Genomic DNA, 18480 nt, shown 5'->3' with positions numbered 1-18480 from the left:
AACGCTTGAATGACGGATTGATCATCTCCTGGTTGGACCGCTCATGAAGGCTAGGGAATGGCGTATCGGCCTAACGATTGGTTGTATTTGTTAAGCCGCCACAGCAGTTCCCGTCCATGTTGTATCGTCGCCCGGGTGGCGTGGATCTCGCTTTGTATTTCCGAGCGGCTTAGCGTGCGGGCACCCGCCCTGTTGGTCATCCGGTCCAGGGTTCGATCCAGGGATCCTTTTGCACCGGGGGCATAGAATTGCTCCACGCCAAGGCTATCGAACGCCGCATTGATGGCGCTGGCGTCATGCTCCAGATAGTCATCGAGCTTAAGCAAGGCATCGTTCAATCGTTCGATTTTTTGTCCCGGGACACCGTTCGAGTTTTTGCTTGCCTGGGTCGACGCTTCGAAGTTCGCGATCCACGCGCCTGGGACCCGAAGGACTTTGGTCAGGATAAAACTGGTTGCCATCAACGACAGTTTTTTTTGTCCTGTGGCGGTGCGTGGGTTCAGGTCCTTTATGGCCTTGCGCGACTTCGTGTTCAGGTCATAGAAGGCGGTCCTGCCTGCATGCTCTATATCCTCGGGGTCCAGTCGGCTGGTCTGTGGATAGATCGACACCGGCAGGTGCCGTGTTGCCTCCATTTTGCTGGCGATCGTACTAATCGCCAGGGAGCTGCCGCTCATGGCGGCCCAGGCGGCGGGCAATCCGGCGGGTGCTGCCAGCGCGCCGGCGCCCAGCGAGATCAGGTTGGTGAGTGCGTTGTAGGCGTAGGTTTGAAAAACCCTTTTGGTGATGTCCTTGGTGCGCATGCTGTTGTAGAGCTGATAATTCAGCGTGCCGACCCGGTTGTTCACCTCGGTCAGAATACCCGGATAGGCGGCTATTTCGGCCTTGAGGTCGTTGAAATCTTCTTTGTCGTGGCCGTTTGGATCGGTGTAGCGCAACGGGTTGTTCCCCACCATGCGATACAAGTTCAAGCCGTCAACCGCCCCCGCCGGATCTGGGCTGATCCAGCGCTGCAACCACGGCGCGTAGTACCTGTGCCCGTAGTAATACAGGCCGCTGGCGTCGCGTTCCTTGCCGCAGTAGCGAAGGGTCCGGTAGTCGGCCTCCACGGCCGAACGGGAGGCCGCCCAGGCGGTTCCACCATAAGGCAAATAGCTTTCCTGGCTGATCAGCCACGCCTGGTCGTCGAGTTCCAGTGAGCTGGAACCCAGGTGATCTTCGAGGCTGTAGCGCAGCGGGTTGGCGGCGATGCCGGACGGTCGACCTTCAGTCCAGTGCAGATAACGGACGTTGCAGCGGCCGGCTTGCAGGGTAATGACTTCCAGGCGCTCGTTAGGCCGGGTGCGGATTTCGAGGCCCGGCAAATAGCGGACTTCCCGGGTGTGAGTCACGGCCGACGCGTAGCTCGTTTGTACCTTGCGCACCCGTTGACCCGCGTTGTCATAGCCATAGCGCTCAATGTCATCGCGGCCATCTTCGCGGTGGACCAAGACCACGCTGGCGAGTTGGTTGCGGGTGTTCCATTGCAACGCCTGGCCTGGAGAGAGCATTTGCTGATTGCCGTGGACATCGAAGTTCGTGGGCACGTCGGGCATTGAGTGGCCCTTGTTCCAGGACAGGAGGCGATTGCTTTGGGCGGCAATGTTCAGTGTCCGGGTGTAGTTGTTACGCTCGCGAACATGGCGCAGTTCGATCAGGTTGCCTCCGGCGTCGTACTCGTAATGCTCGGTAAACTTGAACAGTTGCCGGGCGTCGAAGGGTGTTCGGCTGAAGGTGGGAATATCGGGGTTGCTGGTCAGCCCCGCCGCTTCACGGCCTGTCGCGCTGATCAACTGGTAGAGGCTGTCGTAGGTGAATGTACAGGTGGCGTCGACCCGTTGGTTACTGCCGAACTGCACCGGTTGGGCCCGGTCCTCGATTTGCGTCACGTTCCCCACGGCGTCGTAGCTGTAGTGCAGGTCTTGCAAGGCGCTGCCAGACACCGCCGCGCTGAGCGAGGTCAGTCGACCGCTGGCTGGATCGAACACGGCGCGACTGACCACGCCATTGCCGGCCACCTGGGATTCGACTTGGCCAAAGGCGTTGTAGACCAGATCTTTGACGATGATTTTCGCGGTCGCCGCGTCTTTTAGCTTCAGGCTCACCGACTTGAGTTGGCCTGCGACATCAAACGAATAACGTTGCTGGTTCTGGGCGGCGTCGAATTGCACGAGAGGCTCTGCGAGGGCGTCGTAGCGCCAGCGCGTCGTGTAGCCATGCCCCTTTTCCAGCAACGCAGTGCGATCTTTCTCATCGTCGGGCCAGTCCGGCTGGGTGACATCGACGAGGAAGTGCCTGGTCTGGTCAAGCGGTTTGCCACACAGTGCATATTCCTCGGTCAGCAGGCTGCCCGCGCTGTCATCGTGACGGGTCAGTGCACCGCACACATTGCGCGCCGCCGATTCTGGCGAACTGTCGCCGTAGCGCAGGCATTCGACTCGACGCGGATCTTGACCAGGCACTTGCTCGTGGATAGCGGTCGGCCTCAACTGATTGTCGTAGGTGGTTCGCCATTGGGTGCCGCGCTGATCCCAACTGCGCAGGATCTGTCCGGCAGTGCCAGGCAGGTTCAGGCGCCAGCCAGCGTCGACACTGTTGACCAGCAGTGGCTTGCCGCAGAGGCTGTAGACCGTCGTCAGATTCGCCTCCAACGTGGCGCCAGACCGTCGAGGGTCCCACTGCTCAACTTGCCGGCCCGTCGTGTCGTGGCGTTGGCGGGTGATGCGCGCTTGGGCGGTTTCGTCTGCGCTGCGCCGGCAATAAGCGACCTGCCGCACAGGCCGGCCTCGGCTGTCGACAACGCTGATCGTGGGCGTCTTGCGATGAAGGCGTGGGTTCATGCTTCACCTCCGGTGGACATGGCTTCTTCCAGCGTGTCGTTTTCATCCTCGTCCAGGATGTACCAGGCATGGCGGGTACACCGCCGCATAGGGCTGCGACCATCCTGTGCGGCAAGGCGCGTGCGGGTGGGGCGGCCCAGCGCATCGTAGAACTGCTGGTCGCAATGGCCGAACTGGCGCAAGGACTCGTCATTGATGTAGCGAGGCTGGTCGGCGAAGTAAGGCCGGTAGCGGCGGATCGGCAAACCCTTGTTGTTGTATTCCACCCGTTCGCTGACACGCCAGCGTTTAGCGGCGGTCTGCTCCAGTGGTTTTCCGTCCTTGAGCGCCAGTGCTCCCCGGGCGTTGACGACGTAGGCCGTACCCGGCTCGACCTGTTGCTTGCTTTGCAGCGTCCGACCGAAACCGTCGAAGCAGGTCAGCGCAATGCGGATTTGCCGATGCTCGTCGTCGGGGTAACGGTCGGCGACCAGTACGGCGATGTGCACTGGTTCGCGTACCGACGCCTCCACTTGCGCTTTCAGTTTCACCTCGTCGGCAGAGTGGGTTGCAAGCGCCGTCAGCCGGGTTCGCGCGGCCGCGCGGATGTGCCCGCTGGGCAGCAGGTAACGGTTGGTCACGCACCGCGCCAGCCAGTCGGTGTCGGCCAACGCGGCATTCGATACACGCCCCATCCAGCTGAAGGGCGCGTAGTAAAACGCGCTGGCGGCACACTGCAGAGCGTCCTCGCTGTGTTTGATCGCCTCTGTCGGACTGTCCGATAGCGGCCGTTTGAACTGCGCGATGGGTTTGAAACCGACCGGTGCGTTGTTCTCGTTGCCGTAGAACGTCGTGGCCAGGACTTGGCCGAAGGCATCGACCAGGCCTTCCTGTACGTTGCCGTTGGGATCGGTAATGCGTCGTGGCTGGAGTGAGCGGTAGTCGTGGAGCGCCCGGGTGGCACAGCCATCGGGCTGTTTGAACTCGGTGATAAAACAGTGGCAGTTGTCGTAGCTGAACGCGGTCACGCCATGGCTTTCACTCGCTTGCAAGGTCTGGATTTTGTAGAAACCCTGCAAGGGGGCGTAGGTCGCGAAACCGCTTTTGACCGACCAGAGTTTTTTAAGCGACGGGGTCGCCGGCAGGAAGCTGTCCAAGCGGTGATAGCCCAGTCTTTCCAGCAGTTTTCCCTTGGGGCGGGAGTCCTGCGGCAACAGATGAAAGGCTTTGAGGGTGGTTTCGTCCAGCTCGGCGCTTTCCAGATGATCGCCCAGGGCCTCGAAGTGAGCGACGCCGTCCGGCAGGGTTTCTGCGGTTGTGGCGTCCTTGTAGCGTTGCACGGACAGGCCTGTCAGAACACTTTGGGTGGTCCAGGTGGTTTCCCGGGTGAGTTCGATGAGCATCTCATACGTCATGTCTTGCGTGGCCAGCCCGCCGGCCTCGGGGGCCTTGGGGCGTTCCAGGGCATTCGTCCGCTGGCGATAGGGCAGGCCCAGTCGCCAACCCTGAGGGGCTTGCAGATGGATGAATTCGGTGCGGGTTTCGTCCAGGTAGTAGACCTGTTGCGCCGGATCATGGGCGTCGCGCCACCACTGCTGTTGGTCGACATCGCTGAACGGCGGGGTGTCGCTGGCGGTTTTGCGTCGGGCGTAATGGACGTTGACGCTGTGAGTCAGCGAGCCAAACAGGTCGTGTTGCAGGTTGAAGGTGTGCTGGCATTGCGGATCGTCGCTCAGGCCTTCGTACTGGTAGTGAATGGACTCCAGCAGCAGTGGCAACATCCGGGCATAGCGTTGTGTGTCGCCGGGCGCCTGGAGCAAACGTATCGCGTAGCGGTTTTCCTGGACTGAATACAACGTGCTGCTGTTCTGGTGAGGATCGACTCCGAATACCTCGCTTCGCAGCCAATGACCGCTCAGGGCGCGGGACATTTCCCGGGTCGTCGCCGCGGTGGGCGAGGCCATGAACGTGTCATTGCCGGTTTCAGGCTGGTACTGGCAAGGCACGGTCTTGCCCAATGCCACGGCCAATGGGTCGACCCGGCTGTAACCGACTCGAGGCGGGTCCAGTGCTTGCCCGGTGTGAAACCAGGTTTTGGTCAGGCAAGGCGCGCTGAAGCCTGATGAGCCGGCATCGTCAGGGCTGGTTTCTGCGTCGTTTTGCAACAGGAGGCCAAAGCCGCGAAATTCCCGTTGCGCACCGTCGTAGTAGCCTTGGCGATAAGCGAATGTCTGCGACAGGCGATTGCCGGTAATTTCATCCACCTGGGTCTGGCTCGAAACCAGGTGCAGGACCAGTGGGACATGACAGACAGGGGGCATGTTGGTTGCTGATCTTTCGGCCTTTTCATCCAGCCATTCCTGCGCCGAGCTGCGGTAGCGGATGCTGTTGGCGGCGCCCATATTGTTGTGGGTGCCGGTGAGCAGATACGGTTTTTCCCTGACGAAGTCGTAGCGCCAATGTTGTTGAGGTGTCATGTGCGGCGCGCTCAGGATCAGGCTGGAACAGCCGAGCCCTTGTAGATCGGCGATGCTCACCTGGCACAAGCGGTCGTAGCGCAGTCCCTTCGGCCAGGGCAGCGCGACGGGAGGACTGAAGCCGTTGCCGCCGCGGTTCATGAAGATCAGCGCCTGATTGGCTTGCAGGTAGATCAGGTCGGTGGCGCCGGAGCCATCCAGGTCCGCCAGGCGGATCCGCGCGGCATCGAAGTTTTCGTAGGCAAGGCCCGGCGAGCCCAACACGATGCCTCTGCCGAAACGTCCACGGCCCAGGTTGGGCCAGCACTTCACTTCGTCATGACGAATGCGCACCAGGTGCGGCTGTCCACTGCCCAGCAGGTCGCTGAAGGCCACCAGCTCGCTGGGCGAAGGGCTGAGCAGCGCCAGGGCGTCGTCATCCGCGTCGCGGTGCACCTCTTGCGCTGGCGCAAACCCATGCTCGCGCTGATTGGCGTACAGACGCACGCTGCGCGGGCCGATCAACGCCAGGTCGCTGAGGCCGGCACCCATCAGATCGGCCAACTGCCCTTGTGGCTGGAAAAACTCCGCAGGGAATGCCTTGAACGCGGCGAAGCCTGACCAGTCTCGATGGGGCCCAAGGGAGAAAAAACCGCTCAACCCCGGCTCGGCGATGACCCAATCCAATCGACCATCGCCGGTCAGGTCACTCAGTGACTGGCCCATGGGTTTGGCCGAGTCGGCCACAGGAATGCGCGGCAACGACCGCCATTGGTCGTAAGCCACTTCATCGCTGTGGGGCTTGGCCCGCATGGGTTCGCGGTAATACCAACCGGCATCGCCTCGACAGAGCACGCCCGGCAGGCCTTCGCCATACAGATCCACCAGTTGATAGCCTTGCGCTTCGTTGAGCCGCGGCATGTCGTGCCAAGACGGGGTTTCACACCGCAGCTTGAACTCGCTGTAGCTGAACTCGACAGGGGGACGATTAGCCATGCCCTGCGAGTCGTCGAACGCCTGGTCATGGGCCGCGATCAGGTGGTGATAGCCCAGCGGCGTCTGGTGGTACTCGAGCAGCAGGCGGCGCACCAGGACGGGGGCCGTCCCCAACTCGTCGGGGAAGCGGTGGAACATCAACACCTGGCGGCACAACCGTTGTGTGCGTAGTTCAAAGCCGTAGGCGAAGCTGGAAAACGCGTCGCTGCGGGGGTGCCATTGTTGGCCTTCATAGCGCGGTACCTGTGAGTACTCCGTGTCGCGCTCGCCATAGTCGAACAGCAATTCGAAGTGCCATTGCACCGGCTTCAACCGTTCGCTTGTCCACGAATAGAGGTGCGCATCGGCCTCGAAATTGCCATAGCTCACCCGGCTCAGGTAGCGCTGAGCCGTTGCGTCTGCCTGGTATTGATAGAGGATGTGCTCGCCGTGGGCGTTCAGGCTTTCCTCCAATAACCATTCGCCTACCCGATTGGCGTCCTCGGGGTCGGCTCGGCGCGATGCCGGATTCTTTCCTAACATGTGGAGGCTGCCGTCGGCGCCGTGCACCAGCCAGAACCCCGCTTTGTCATGCTCCGATGTCCAGCGCTCAATGCGGTCGAAGCAGCTTTCAACGCTTGGGAAGTGGCGTGTCACCGTGTAGGTCTGGCCCAGGTCAAGCGTGTTGTAGCGGTCGATACGGGTTGAGTGGATGACGCCTTGTGGATCTTGTTCGGGCAGCCACACCACGCCGCTTGGGCCGAGGATCTCGTCATCTTCGGCATAGGCCGGTACACCGTGGCTGGTGCGGCGCGCCACGCTGGGGAGTGATAGCCCCCAGCCGAGGCCGAATACGCCGTTGCCGGCCGAGCTGGCATACCCCAGCGATAAGGCGGGCGCAAAACCGCGCCCCGGCGAAATCGGCAGGGCGATCGCATACGACGCCGTACCGTGGGCGCCGACAGTGCCCCAGCCTTTGCCAATGCTCTGGATCGCACCGCCGCCCTTGGGCAGCGCCGGGGTGGTGACAGGCAATGCATTGGGCTCACTCATAGCGAACCTCCGCCGGCCCTGGCCGTGTAGCTCACGTGCACGATGATGTCGGTCAGCGACTCAAGCAGCTCCTTTTGGGCTTCGGGGTTAGGGAAGGTCAGGCACCAGGTGGAGACAGCCCCGGTGTACTCGAAGGGCAGGTAGCGTTCATCGTTGAAGCCCAGGGTGAACAGGCCGTTGTCGTCGACCCCCGTGGAAAGCGCGATCTGCTGGTTGGCGCGGTGGCTTTCCAGGGCCGGGCCCTTTGGGGACAGCAACACTTTGCTGGCCGTCTGGGTCAGCGTGGCCCGGATGTTTTCATAAGGGCTGACGATGGCCGGCAAGGAGACGCTGATGGTTTTGATGCGTCGCAGGTAATGCTGCTGATCCTTGTAGTCGTCTTCGAACAGCTCGTGGGTCAGCTCGAATTCGCACTGTCCTGCCATCAGGTCGGCGTGAAGCGGTGCCCAGTCTTTGTTGATCGTGCTGGTGGCGGTTTTGCGCTTCAACTGACGCAGCGATACCGTCTTGCGAATTTCCAGCTCGCGCACGTTAGCTCGCAAGTACTCGGCCTGCATGTTCAACAGGTTCAGTTTCAACTGCTCGCCCGCGCCGAGCCCTCGATAGGTTGCATTCCAGCCGCCGGGTTGAATGAAGCGCCTGTTGAAGTCCGCCAATTCATATTGCCAACAGGCTTCGGCGGCCAGGCACAGCGCCAGTGTGGCGTCGTAGGCTTGGCGGTAGAGCGTGGCAAATTGGCTGTTCAACCATTGGTACAACTGCGTTTTGGTAAAGCGCTTGCTGAAAAAATCGTAGTGGGCCTTGGCCTGGCTCAGGCTCGATTCGGCCAGGCGTAGTTGCAGGCGCGTGGCCGTTTCCTGCTCGGCGAAATGCGCCAGTTGTGCATCGATCTGGTTCAGCTCGAGCAGGGCCTGGTGGCGAGCCAGGATCCACTCTTCCCGGCGACGACTGAACTGCGCCGTACGGTCGAGATGGGCCGCCGAGGTCCGATGGGCGACGGCGGCGCCTTGGGCGAGGGCCGTGGTCGCGTGCAGCGCACCTTCCCAGCGACAGCCGCCATTGCTGAAGCCGAAAATGTTCGGCGTCACCATGAGTCCGCCCGCCACGACCTGGGCGCGGGATGCATCGAGCTCGAATGCGCCGCTGCGCAGGTACAGGTGACTGGCTTGGCGCTCGGCCTCACTGATGCCTTGCTCCAGCAAGTGATGGTAGTGGCTGGCCCGGTTCCGGATGATCGCTTTACTGGCCAACAGCGCCTGGCGGTTATGACGGTCGATGTTCAACGCCTGGCGTTGCAGGTCGACGGTGATTTTAGCCAGGTCCCAGGCTTGCTGTTGTTGAAGCTCCTGCAGTTGCACTTGTTCTTTGCGTTCGATCAGCGATAGCAGCGTGGCGCCGAACTGGCTGAGGGTTTCAACCGCGCCCAGGGCCTTACTCTGCATGACCGTGAAACGATAGTGCGCAAGGTGTGCGTCCGGCAGGTCTTGTGCGGCATGGCCCGGGATGTTCAGGGCGTTGGCGCCGGACAAGGCGCGAGGGTCCGATGCAGTCGCGAATATCGGCAAATGCAGCGGCTTGCCGGCGATATCGAGGTTATGCCGCAGGTTGTACAAGCGACTTTCGGTCATGTCCCAGCGCTTGAGCAACTCGGGGTTGAACGGCAAACGCAGCTGCGGACTGTCGACGCTCGGCAAGTTGGGCGGTGAACTGTCTTCACGAATCAGCAACGTGGGGGTGGCGCTTGAGCGGGCCAGTGATCGTTCAAATGCGCGCAGGTGTTTGTTGGTTGTTTCGCTCAACGTTTGCAGGCTGATGGTGCTCCACTGATCGACCGGCTGCACGACTGGACGTGGCCCCAACAGGTCCAGTGCTCGCACATACCATAGCTTTGCCTCGCTCAGGCTATCGGCGGTCTGCTCGCGGTAGGCGACGTCGCCACGGTTGATCAGGATATCCAGGTAAAGAAAGTACAGGGCCTTGCGAAAGTGCACCGGATGACTGAGGGCAATCTGGTGTGGGTCGTGGGGGGCCTGATCGGCATAGGCAGAGGTGTGGGTGCCGACCAACGGAACACTCTTCCAGCACCCATCACTCCCACGCCCCGGATCGAAGACATGGCGCAGCCAGCGTTCGGCCTCCTCGTAGCGGTGCTCGCTGCTCAACCGCTCGGCGACCAACCAAGGTACGTAGAGAAATAGCTCTGTGAAGTAACGACCATAAGCCCCATGGAAGTCCATCCGCGTGCTGGGAGCACCTGGCAAGCCGGGTTCCGGCAGGTGTTGCGTCTCCCAATCGAACAGTTCATCCAGGCTGTTTTCGGTTCGCCGGATCAGTTCGGCGGCGAACACGGTGTTCAACCTGATCGGCTGGCGTGGTTGGTCTTTGGCGTCGCTGTCACTGATCGCGGAGTTGGAAAAGTCCAGCAGTTGGCTGGTGCCCAGGCTTGACGTCACGTAGGTGATGTCGGGTGTGAGGCGCTTGGCGGGAGGATCCTGTCCCAAGGAGATACCCGTTTGCGTTGCCGTTACAGCACTCGCGTCTTTTGTGTCGCGATGAACGCCAGTGGCTGCGGCCTCGGTTTGCGTGCTGGAGTAGACATCGGTGACAGCAAGCGTGCCTTGTGCACTGGCGTAGACATCAGTGGCCGGCGTCTCTTCTTTCGCTTGCAGGGGGACCTTTGCTTGAATGCGATGGGCACTGCTGTCCAGAAGCGCTTGCTCAGCGCTTGGGTACTGAAGGTACTTTTTGGCCCCTGGTGCTTTTGCTGTGTCTGAACGGTCAACTGCGTGGCCGAGGTTTTTATCGATGCGAGTCGATTCAATGAAAATGAAGTGGCTGGCCGAGTCGGCCTGGTAGCCCCTGACACACAACGCGAGAAAGAGTAAGTGGTGCGAACCTTTGCGCTGGTGTGTTGCAACGCTACCCAACAGCGGCTTGATGGCTTGCACGTCCTTGTCTCGCAGCGCTTTGTCCTGGCAATAACCTTGCAGGCAAACACGCGGGGTGCTCCAACTGCCATCCTGTTTTTTGTAACACAGGCTCAGGCGCAACAGCGGAGCACTGGGGCCTGGCTGGGTTGTGCTGGAGTCCACGTGGGCAATGCGGGTGGCCGGATCCTGGTGGATGCATTCTGCCCATATGACGAACAGGCGATTGTTGAACCAGACCGGCCGTATCGAGTGTTCGGCCGCGCTGTCGGGGATGGGCACGTCGGCTTTTTCCCAGTCCGACCAGGCGTATGGGGCCGGCGAGTCAAGCTTGGGTGGGGTTGCGGGCGATTGCGGCGGGGTACCGTCGAGGGGGCGTTGAGCCATGTCCAGGGAACGCCAGAAGTAGGTGTTCTCGGACCTTGATTTGGCAATGAAGTAATAGGTGCTGTTGGCAAGGTCCTCGCCGTCGACGTAGCCATTGAGAATATTCAGGTTGGCGACTTCTTCGAGTCGGCTCAGGTATGCCAAGACTGCCGACTGAACCGCTTCGGGTTGGAGCCGATGCTGGTTGAGGTCGTTTTCCAGTTGCCGGAAGTTGTCGCTCTTGTTGGCCCTGAGCGATGGCTCCAGATACGTGGCGGGAAAATAGAGCAGCTTTTGATGGGCCGCCCAGGTGGGATACTGATGCATCTCGTTGCGCCACGTGCGCAGGTGTTCGGCGCTTATGTCGTCCGAGTCGTAACCGGGCTCCAGGTTCAACAGGATGCGATGGATGTATTGCTGCAGGCTGGCAATGGCGCACGCCACAGGCGTGGTGGGCACATCCTGGCTGACCAGCACGTCGAGCAACCAGTATTCGTAGAGGTCCTGGGCCGTCTTGAGCTTCAGGTTCATTGTCGTGGCGTTATTGGGCACGACCTTGTGCAGGTAGAACGCCAACTGTGCATCGCGCAGGTGTTCATCAAGCTGCTTTTTAAGGGCAACGGTCATATTCAATCCTTGAATGTCGAAGAGGGGGTGGAGGTCAGTGGCAGGCCGCGATCAGTGCTTCACCGACGGTCTTCCAGTCCGAGGTCGCGCTGTCGGCGTTCAATGCGGTTGCCTTGAGTAGGATGCTGGCCGATAGCCCGGTTTTTTGGCAGCACGCCTGGCAACGCATGACCCAATCCACGACTTCCATTGATGTGGCGCGTTTGTGCTGCAACTGCGCAGTCAGGCAGCTCACTTCGTCGGTGCTCCAGTCCAGCAGCCTGGCCAGCAGGCTGTTGGCATCCTCCTCCGGGTCCTGCGTACGCTGGTTGGCAAGGTGCAAGTAATGCAGCAGGTTTTCTTCTGACTGTGCGTGATGGCGAGCGCAGTGACTGAAGCGTTCGAGCAGGTACAGCGTGTGCGGCGTCAACGTTCCCGGGCTCTTGGAGGTCAGCCACTTTGGCTTGCTCAGCAACTGCTGGAGCGTGCTGCTACCCAGGTGCAATCCATGGCATGCCTGGGCCGCGCGAAGCACTGTCGCCAACAGGGACGGCATTTTTCCCGGCGAGGCCTTGATGGCCTCGACAATCGCCATGGCGCTGGTGTCGGCCATCAGCAGCACGGCGGGAACGTATTCGGCAGACACGTCCGCCATGTCGTGCAGCAGGGTTTCCACCAGGCGTCGCTCATCGGCAAGGTCGGCATCCGCCAGCCGTATCGCCAGGCGCTGTTCCAGGTTCTGATTCAGCGGCAAGTCATTTTCCGCGGTGTCGAACAGGCGACACCATTGCAGCACATCGCGGTTGTTTTGCCTGAGCCAGCCGACGGCCCAATCCAATGCCATCAGCACATCGAGAATGTCGGCGCTCGCCATGGATTTAAACGTGTGCAGTGACCCGGTCACCAAGGTTTTGCAGAAATGTTCCCCGCCCAGTAAATGAGCCAGTCTTGTGCATTCCAAGGGCGTGAGCCCGAACATCCGCGCGATACGGGCCTGGCGATAGAGTGACGAGACAGTGGATAAATCATGTTTCAACGATGAGAGGTGTTTCTCGGTCTGCTTGGCGAGCAACAACAGCGAATCCTGCGTGATGGCAAGCCCAAGGCCGGCACTGAGATAGCTGAAGGTCTTGAGGTCCGTGATGGCAAGGTCTTCTACCTGAGGGTGTTCAAGCAGTTGGGTGTGATTGAAGACTTGATCGAACAACGCAACCCGTTCACCGCAAGCACGGGTCGGCATGTCATGCAGCAGCGATGCAAACTCTTCAGGCGCGATGCCATGGCGTTGATTCAGGTATCGATAGACACCCAGCGTGCGCAAGGTATTGCTGTTGAACGTCATTGTTGTGTTGTCTTCGGCGCGAAACGCATTGACGATCAGCGTATCCAGTTCGGCAACGGGAATACCGCTCCAGCGGTGCAGCCGGATCATTCGCTGCAGGCGGGCGAAACGCTCGCGGGAGGCGTTGGTAAAGCTATTCCCAGGCTTGAGGATTGCCAGGGCTGGCGTCGAGGCCGGCCAGTTGATGTACCCGGCACCATAATTGGAATGCGTGGACGCTGGACTGTTGGCTGAGGTGCGAGGGGTATAGATGCCTTGCGCCAGCAGTTGCTCGAGCTGTTCGGTCGCAAGCCCGGTGCGGGCCTTGAAGAACTCGGGATCATGCAGCCGATTGATCTCTTCAGTGCCGTAGCTTTTCTTCAGGGTACTGAGGTTGGCATCCAGGCCAGGCGCTGCGAGCAGCAGTTTCTGCTGTCCTGGACTGAGCCCGGACATCAGCTTTTGCGCCTCGGTACGAAACTGCGAAACGACCCCGTAAGCGGTGTCGCCTGGGGCAAACGGCAACTTCAGGCTCGTCCGATAATTCAATTCGCCGAGGGCCGGTTTGTCTGCGCCCAGCCCAAGCAGGCATTGGTGATGATGCAGGTCATAGGGCAGGGAGAAGGGGTAGTGTTCGCTGGCCAGTACCTCGTGGACGGTCTTGTCGCTGGTTGCCAGGTGCGCCTGGATCTGGCTGCGCAAGGTTTCGTTGACGATACCGAGCATCGGTTGTGTAACGAAGGCACTCTGCCGATTGATTTTCAACTGCCCGAGATCCTGGCGCCGTTGTTCCAGGGTGATTTTGTCGGCGGACTGGGAGGCTTTTTCCAACTGCCCGGCAAACAGATACAGCGCCCGCAGATAGGCTACGGGTGAGTCGAATGCGGCGATATCGCCTTCCTTGCAGAACTGATCCCAGTTCTCTTTGAACAGCGCCTGATAGCGGGTGGATTCCGATAGCGTGCTCGAGCCCAGGCTGCGTCGCACGCGCTGGCCGGCGTCGCTGGAGGCTATTTGCTGCTCCTGATACAGGCGAGCGATCTGGCCGGCATAACACGCCGCGTTGTCATAGACCTGCCCGGCATCGGTGTCCGTGTGCTTGCCCAGCTCGAGGGCGAACTGCGCCTTGCCCATGCGCATGATGTCGAATACCGAGTTCAGTCCCATGCGCTGCAGGGCGGTTCTGAAATCGGCGCGGGTGTTGTCTTTGCCGATGGGCGCTTCGATGAGCCTATGCAGCAGTGAGTCGTCGCTTACGTCCATGAGTTGTCCATCTCCTATTCGAACGGAATGTGCTTGTTCAAGCGAAACCGTACAGGAGCGTGCAACGAAAGGCGGTAGGACGAGGGCGGAGGATTTGTACGAAAGGGCGATGCGTTGCTTGTTTCTGCTCGTCAGGGGCGATACACCGTGGCTGGACAACGTGGCCGGTTTTGACCTAGCCTGAAATCAATGATTGCATTGATTGCGGAGGCATTATGGCCAGCATCACTATTCGAAACCTTGATGATCAAATCAAGGAACAACTGCGTATCACTGCGGCTCACAACGGTCACTCCATGGAGGAGGAGGCTCGTCTGATTTTGGCGCGCGCATTGGCGACGGTCAGCCCTGCGGGAGGATTGGGGAGTCGCATCAGAAACAGGTTTAGCGACCTGGGGGGCGTTGAGCTGGATCTGCCTTCACGTGACGAAAAAGCCAAGGCAGTGGATCTTTCTGAATGATACTGCTCGATACCAACGTTATTTCAGAGTTCATGCGTGCCGAGCCAGACGCGAACGTCCTGGCCTGGATCGATTCGCAGCCTGCCATGGAGCTGGTCATTTGCGCGGTCACGGTTGCTGAGATTCTTCATGGCATTGCCCGCCTGCCGTTCGGCAAGCGCAAGCAAAAACTCCAGTCCCATGCCATGGCAATGTTCGAAGAGGATTTTGCCGGCAGGATCCTGCCCTTCGATGCTCACGCAGCGGTTGAGTACGCAACCCTTGTTGCATCATGCGAGGCCAAGGGGAGGGCGGCAGGCATGGCCGATGCGCAAATTGCAGCTATTGGCCGTACCCACGGCGCTCTGATTGCAACTCGCAATACAAAGGATTTCGAGTTTCCAGGTGTTGAGGTTATCAACCCCTGGAACGCTTGAGTCAGGCCTCACACAAAACGCCCACCTCCTACCGGAAACGGGCGTTTGTCATGATCAAACCCGGAAGTGGCTGACCATCATCTGCAACTGATTGCCCAACCGTGCCAGTTCAACGCTGGAGGCCGCGGTTTCTTCGCTGGCGGCGGCGGTCTGTTCGGAGACGTCGCGCACGTTGATGATGCTGCGGCTGATTTCCTCGGCTACAGCGCTTTGTTGTTCGGCGGCGGTGGCGATCTGCTGGTTCATCGACTGGATGTTCGACACGGTCCGGGTGATGTTTTCCAGGGAGACGCCGGCCTTGCGGGTCAAGGCCACGCTGCTGTCGGTGAGGCTGCGGCTGTTGTTCATCACGGCGGCCACTTGTTGGGTGCCGTTCTGCAGGCCGGCCACCAGGCCTTCGATTTCCTCGGTGGATTTCTGCGTGCGCTGGGCCAGGCCACGGACTTCGTCGGCTACCACGGCGAACCCACGACCGGCTTCACCGGCGCGGGCCGCTTCGATAGCCGCGTTGAGCGCCAGCAGGTTGGTTTGCTCGGCCACGGCCTTGATCACGTCCATGACGCTGCCGATCTTGTCGCTTTCCTGTTGCAGCACGGTCATGGCGTCGGTGGAGCGCGCCACTTCGCTGGCCAGGCGCTCGATCTGGGCGATGGCTTCGTTGACCACTTTGTCGCCGGCACGGGCTTCGCCGTCAGCGGCGGCGGCTGCCTGAGAGGCTTCTTCGGCATTGCGCGCCACTTCCTGAACGGTGGCGGTCATCTCGTGCATGGCGGTCGCGACCTGATCGGTCTCGACTTTCTGGCTGTTGACCCCGGCGCTGGTCTGCTCGGTGACGGCGGACAGCTCTTCGGCGGCGCTGGCGATCTGGGTCACGCCATCGCGGATGCCGCTGATCAAGTCGCGCAGGGTCACGCCCATGCGCGCGATGCCTTGTTGCAGCACGCCCAGTTCATCGCGGCGGGTGACGATGACCGTGTGCGAGAGGTCGCCGCTGGCAATGCGCTCGACCACGGCCAGGGTATCGCGCAGCGGGCCGGTGATCTGGCGCGTGATGATCACGGCCGCAATGACGCCGACCAGCAATGCCAACAGGGTGCTGACCAGTTGCAGGGTGCGCGCCTGGGCACTTTCGGCGTCGCGGCGGTCGAGTTGGATCTGGTACAGCTGCTCGCTCAAGGTCACGATGGTCGCGCCCTGGTCAGTCATTTCCTTGCGTGCCTGTACCGCGTCGGCGGTTACCAGCTTGAAGGCCTGCAGGGCGCTGCGGTATTGGGTGAGGGCGTTTTCCAGCTGGCGCAGTTCATCCTGGCGGGTGCTGGAGAAATGCTCGTTCAGCGGCTTGAGCGACGCGATGGCGGCGTCTAGCTGGGTGACGGCCTGGCGTTCGGTGTCGGCGTTGCTGTTGGCGGTGTAGCCGCGCACTTCATAGCGGGCCAGCATGAAGTCCTGCTTGGCCTGGGTGATGGCCTGGAACTGGGCGAAACGCTCATCGCCGGGGGCCATTTTGCGCACGTCCGAATCCAGGGTCTCGATCAGCTTGTAGGCGATCTCGGCGTTAGCGCCCATGGCATCGCGGGCGGTATTGCCCGTGCGGTAGGCACTGCGCATTTTGTTCAGGGACACCTGGTAGGCGCTGATGACTGCGCTCTGCTCCTTGAGCAACTTGACGTTTTCCGGGCTCTTGAAGCTGCTGAGCAGGGCATTCTGTTGCGCCACGAAACCATCGAGGGTGGTTTGCACGTTTTGGGCGGCGGTCTCGTCACCGTTGGTCAACATGTATTGCAGGCGCGTAACTCGAAGTTTGGTCAGGCCGGCGTTGAGTTGGGTGATGTCGCTCATCCAGTTGCTGCGGTCGATCAGCCCGCCGAGGCTGGTCCAACTGGTCAGGGCCAGCAGGCAGGTCAGTACCAGCACCAGGCCGAAGCCCAGGCCCAATTTCATGTTGACGCTAATGTTGCCAAACCAGCTATTCATCAAATTCCTCCAGGAACGTTGTGCTGCTTGATCGTCGGTAGGCTGGAAGATTGTTGTTGTTAAGAGCCAGCAAGAGCATGTAGCAGGGCTGTATCGGCGGGGGGACCTGGATCTGAAGACTTTTTTCACATTGGTTTCACCGCCTGCCCACGTCGGCCTCTCTACTGTCGCGCCATCGAATGACTGGGTGGATGCCGTCGGGGCGGCTTGATGTGGAACTGAGACTGAGCCTTTTCGGCCTGAGGCGCTCGATCGATACGCGCCGCTTTGCCCGTTACCAAAACGCCGTGGTCGTGCTGGCGTCGGCGCTGCTGGTCATCCCGTTGACCCTCTGGCTGCTCAGCCCGGCGGCAGTGCCGGACCTGGCCCATGGCAATGTTGCCGGCGCCCGGGCCTTGGCCGATGGCTGGGCCAAGGGCGAGATGATCGTGCTGGTTCGCCATGTCGAGCGCTGTGATCACGCCAAGGCCGCGTGCCTGAACGATCGCGAAGGCATCACCGACCGGGCCCGTGCCGTTGCGGTGGGCCTCGGTGCGCGGTTCGAACAACTGGGCCTGGACAACGCCGACCTCTACAACAGCCCGTTGCTGCGCACGGCCCAGACGGCAGGGTACATGTTCAATAAGGTCAGCACGGGCGATGACTGGTTGGCCAATTGCCGACATGACCTGCTGCGTAACGCCCTGGCCCACAAGGTGCCCGGCCGCAACCTGATTCTGGTCACCCACAGCGAATGCATGCAGGCCCTGGAAACCGAACTCCAACGACCCACCTCGGTGTTTGGCTACGGCGCTTCGCTGTTCGTCTCCACCGCCCAGCCACAAGCGCCGCAGTTGCTCGGTTTTATCGAAGCATCTGACTGGCGCTCGGTGGCGTTTCAGTAATTTTTCCTACGATTAGGACCGCCCATGCTGACGTCTGCTCGCGCCCGTTTCTACGGGCTCAACCTTGGAATTCCCCTGCTCTGCGCCGCCGTTGTGTTCTTGTTGTTCGACATGACGCGCATCGACATCGCCATCAGCGATTTTTTCTACGATCCGGTGCAACAGCTGTTCCCGTTGGAGCACGTGCACCTGTTCGAGAAAATCACCCACAAATGGGCGCGGGTCATTCCGAACTGGACAGGTGAGGCGGCGATCATTGGTGCGTTGTTGTCGTTTGTCTGGCCGATCCTCAAGCCGGAAAAACGGGCCGGGGTGCTTCGCCTGCTGGACAAGACCCGGCTGACCAAACCACTGCGTTTTGCCCACAAGCACCGCCGCGATTTCCTCTATGTGGTCTTCGCCTTTTCCCTCTGCACTGGGGTGATCCATTACCTCAAGGGCCACACCAGCGTTTACTGCCCAGTGGAAACCACCCAGTACGCCGGCAAGATCGAGCACAAGGAGTGGTACCAGAATTTCGACCTGCTGAAAGTTGCCGGTGACGGTCGCTGCTGGCCCGGCGGTCATGCCTCCGGCGGCTTCACGATGCTGGCGCTGTATTTCGTCGCCCGCCGCTACCGTTGGCGTCATTCCAAAGCCTTGATGCATGGGGCGCTGGTCTTGGGGTTTGTCTACGGCACGACGCGGGTCCTGCAGGGCTGGCATTACATGTCCCATACATTCTGGGCGGGGATTTTCGTCTGGTTGACGTGTTGGCTGGTGGCCCTGGTGTTTTATGGCCGGGAGGCCTTGCAACAGCCGGTCCTGAACGCCAGGTCCGCGACGGTGGAGCCTGGCATGGCTGAGTTGGGCAGTGCGCGGTCGCCAGCGTGAATGCCAGGCAAAAAAAAGCCCGCTGGGAGAGCGGGCTAAAACCTTAG

9 protein-coding genes and 1 pseudogene are annotated in these 18480 nt (G+C 60.7%); 4 read left to right on the top strand and 6 right to left on the bottom strand.

Translation table 11 applies throughout. The features are described 5' to 3' along the window. Positions 1 to 50: 50 nt before the first annotated feature. Genes KI237_RS26035 through KI237_RS26020 form a run of 4 tightly spaced genes read right to left on the bottom strand, consistent with a single transcriptional unit; the run spans position 51 to position 13825 of the window. Positions 51 to 2879: an RHS repeat domain-containing protein gene (locus KI237_RS26035; RefSeq protein ID WP_212797640.1), complete on the bottom strand. Its 2829-nt coding sequence runs from the start codon at positions 2877 to 2879 to the stop codon at positions 51 to 53. Beyond that, entirely contained in the window at positions 2876 to 7342 is a 4467-nt protein-coding gene (locus tag KI237_RS26030) for a SpvB/TcaC N-terminal domain-containing protein (RefSeq protein ID WP_212797639.1), read from the bottom strand. Before KI237_RS26030 ends, KI237_RS26035 begins: the two co-directional genes overlap by 4 nt. Next, the gene (locus KI237_RS26025) at positions 7339 to 11262 is read right to left on the bottom strand and encodes a Tc toxin subunit A-related protein (RefSeq protein ID WP_249410667.1); all 3924 of its coding nucleotides are present in this window, start codon (positions 11260 to 11262) and stop codon (positions 7339 to 7341) included. Before KI237_RS26025 ends, KI237_RS26030 begins: the two co-directional genes overlap by 4 nt. A 34-nt stretch (positions 11263 to 11296) precedes the next feature. Next, positions 11297 to 13825: a Tc toxin subunit A gene (locus tag KI237_RS26020; protein ID WP_212797638.1), complete on the bottom strand. Its 2529-nt coding sequence runs from the start codon at positions 13823 to 13825 to the stop codon at positions 11297 to 11299. 215 nt (positions 13826 to 14040) lie between these two features. Between KI237_RS26020 and KI237_RS26015 the strand changes: the two genes are divergently transcribed. Then, entirely contained in the window at positions 14041 to 14286 is a 246-nt protein-coding gene (locus KI237_RS26015) for a FitA-like ribbon-helix-helix domain-containing protein (protein WP_212797637.1), read from the top strand. Then, positions 14283 to 14702 carry a type II toxin-antitoxin system VapC family toxin gene (locus tag KI237_RS26010; protein WP_212797636.1) on the top strand — a complete coding sequence of 140 codons (420 nt, stop codon included), beginning with the start codon at positions 14283 to 14285 and terminating at the stop codon, positions 14700 to 14702. Before KI237_RS26015 ends, KI237_RS26010 begins: the two co-directional genes overlap by 4 nt. A gap of 54 nt (positions 14703 to 14756) precedes the next feature. On the opposite strand, the gene KI237_RS31165 is transcribed toward KI237_RS26010, so the two are convergent. Both KI237_RS31165 and KI237_RS31160 read right to left on the bottom strand, forming a co-directional pair. Continuing rightward, complete coding sequence (locus KI237_RS31165) at positions 14757 to 15461, bottom strand: methyl-accepting chemotaxis protein (protein WP_502937141.1); 705 nt, start codon at positions 15459 to 15461, stop codon at positions 14757 to 14759. A 201-nt stretch (positions 15462 to 15662) separates the two neighbouring features. After that, positions 15663 to 16541 (bottom strand): annotated as a pseudogene (locus tag KI237_RS31160) (methyl-accepting chemotaxis protein); the annotation flags it as partial. Positions 16542 to 16888: 347 nt separating this feature from the next. Here KI237_RS31160 and pmrG point away from each other — a divergent pair. Next, positions 16889 to 17560, top strand: a complete 672-nt coding sequence (gene pmrG, locus KI237_RS26000) for a lipopolysaccharide core heptose(II)-phosphate phosphatase PmrG (protein WP_212797634.1) — start codon at positions 16889 to 16891, stop codon at positions 17558 to 17560. Between the two features lie 24 nt (positions 17561 to 17584). Beyond that, positions 17585 to 18433, top strand: a complete 849-nt coding sequence (locus tag KI237_RS25995; protein WP_212797633.1) for a phosphatase PAP2 family protein — start codon at positions 17585 to 17587, stop codon at positions 18431 to 18433. Positions 18434 to 18480 lie beyond the last annotated feature (47 nt).

It is taken from the genome of Pseudomonas sp. St316, assembly GCF_018325905.1.
Lineage (GTDB): Bacteria > Pseudomonadota > Gammaproteobacteria > Pseudomonadales > Pseudomonadaceae > Aquipseudomonas.
The sequence above is the reverse complement of the archived record's forward strand: the minus strand, read 5'-3'. Positions and strand labels throughout refer to the sequence as shown.

Coding starts and splice junctions, on each gene's coding strand:
- KI237_RS26030 (WP_212797639.1), bottom strand. CDS start 7,342: ATGAGTGAGCCCAATGCATTGCCTGTCACCACCCCGGCGCTGCCCAAG.
- KI237_RS26015 (WP_212797637.1), top strand. CDS start 14,041: ATGGCCAGCATCACTATTCGAAACCTTGATGATCAAATCAAGGAACAA.
- KI237_RS31165 (WP_502937141.1), bottom strand. CDS start 15,461: ATGACCGCCACCGTTCAGGAAGTGGCGCGCAATGCCGAAGAAGCCTCT.
- KI237_RS25995 (WP_212797633.1), top strand. CDS start 17,585: ATGCTGACGTCTGCTCGCGCCCGTTTCTACGGGCTCAACCTTGGAATT.
- KI237_RS26020 (WP_212797638.1), bottom strand. CDS start 13,825: ATGGACGTAAGCGACGACTCACTGCTGCATAGGCTCATCGAAGCGCCC.
- KI237_RS26035 (WP_212797640.1), bottom strand. CDS start 2,879: ATGAACCCACGCCTTCATCGCAAGACGCCCACGATCAGCGTTGTCGAC.
- KI237_RS26010 (WP_212797636.1), top strand. CDS start 14,283: ATGATACTGCTCGATACCAACGTTATTTCAGAGTTCATGCGTGCCGAG.
- KI237_RS26025 (WP_249410667.1), bottom strand. CDS start 11,262: ATGACCGTTGCCCTTAAAAAGCAGCTTGATGAACACCTGCGCGATGCA.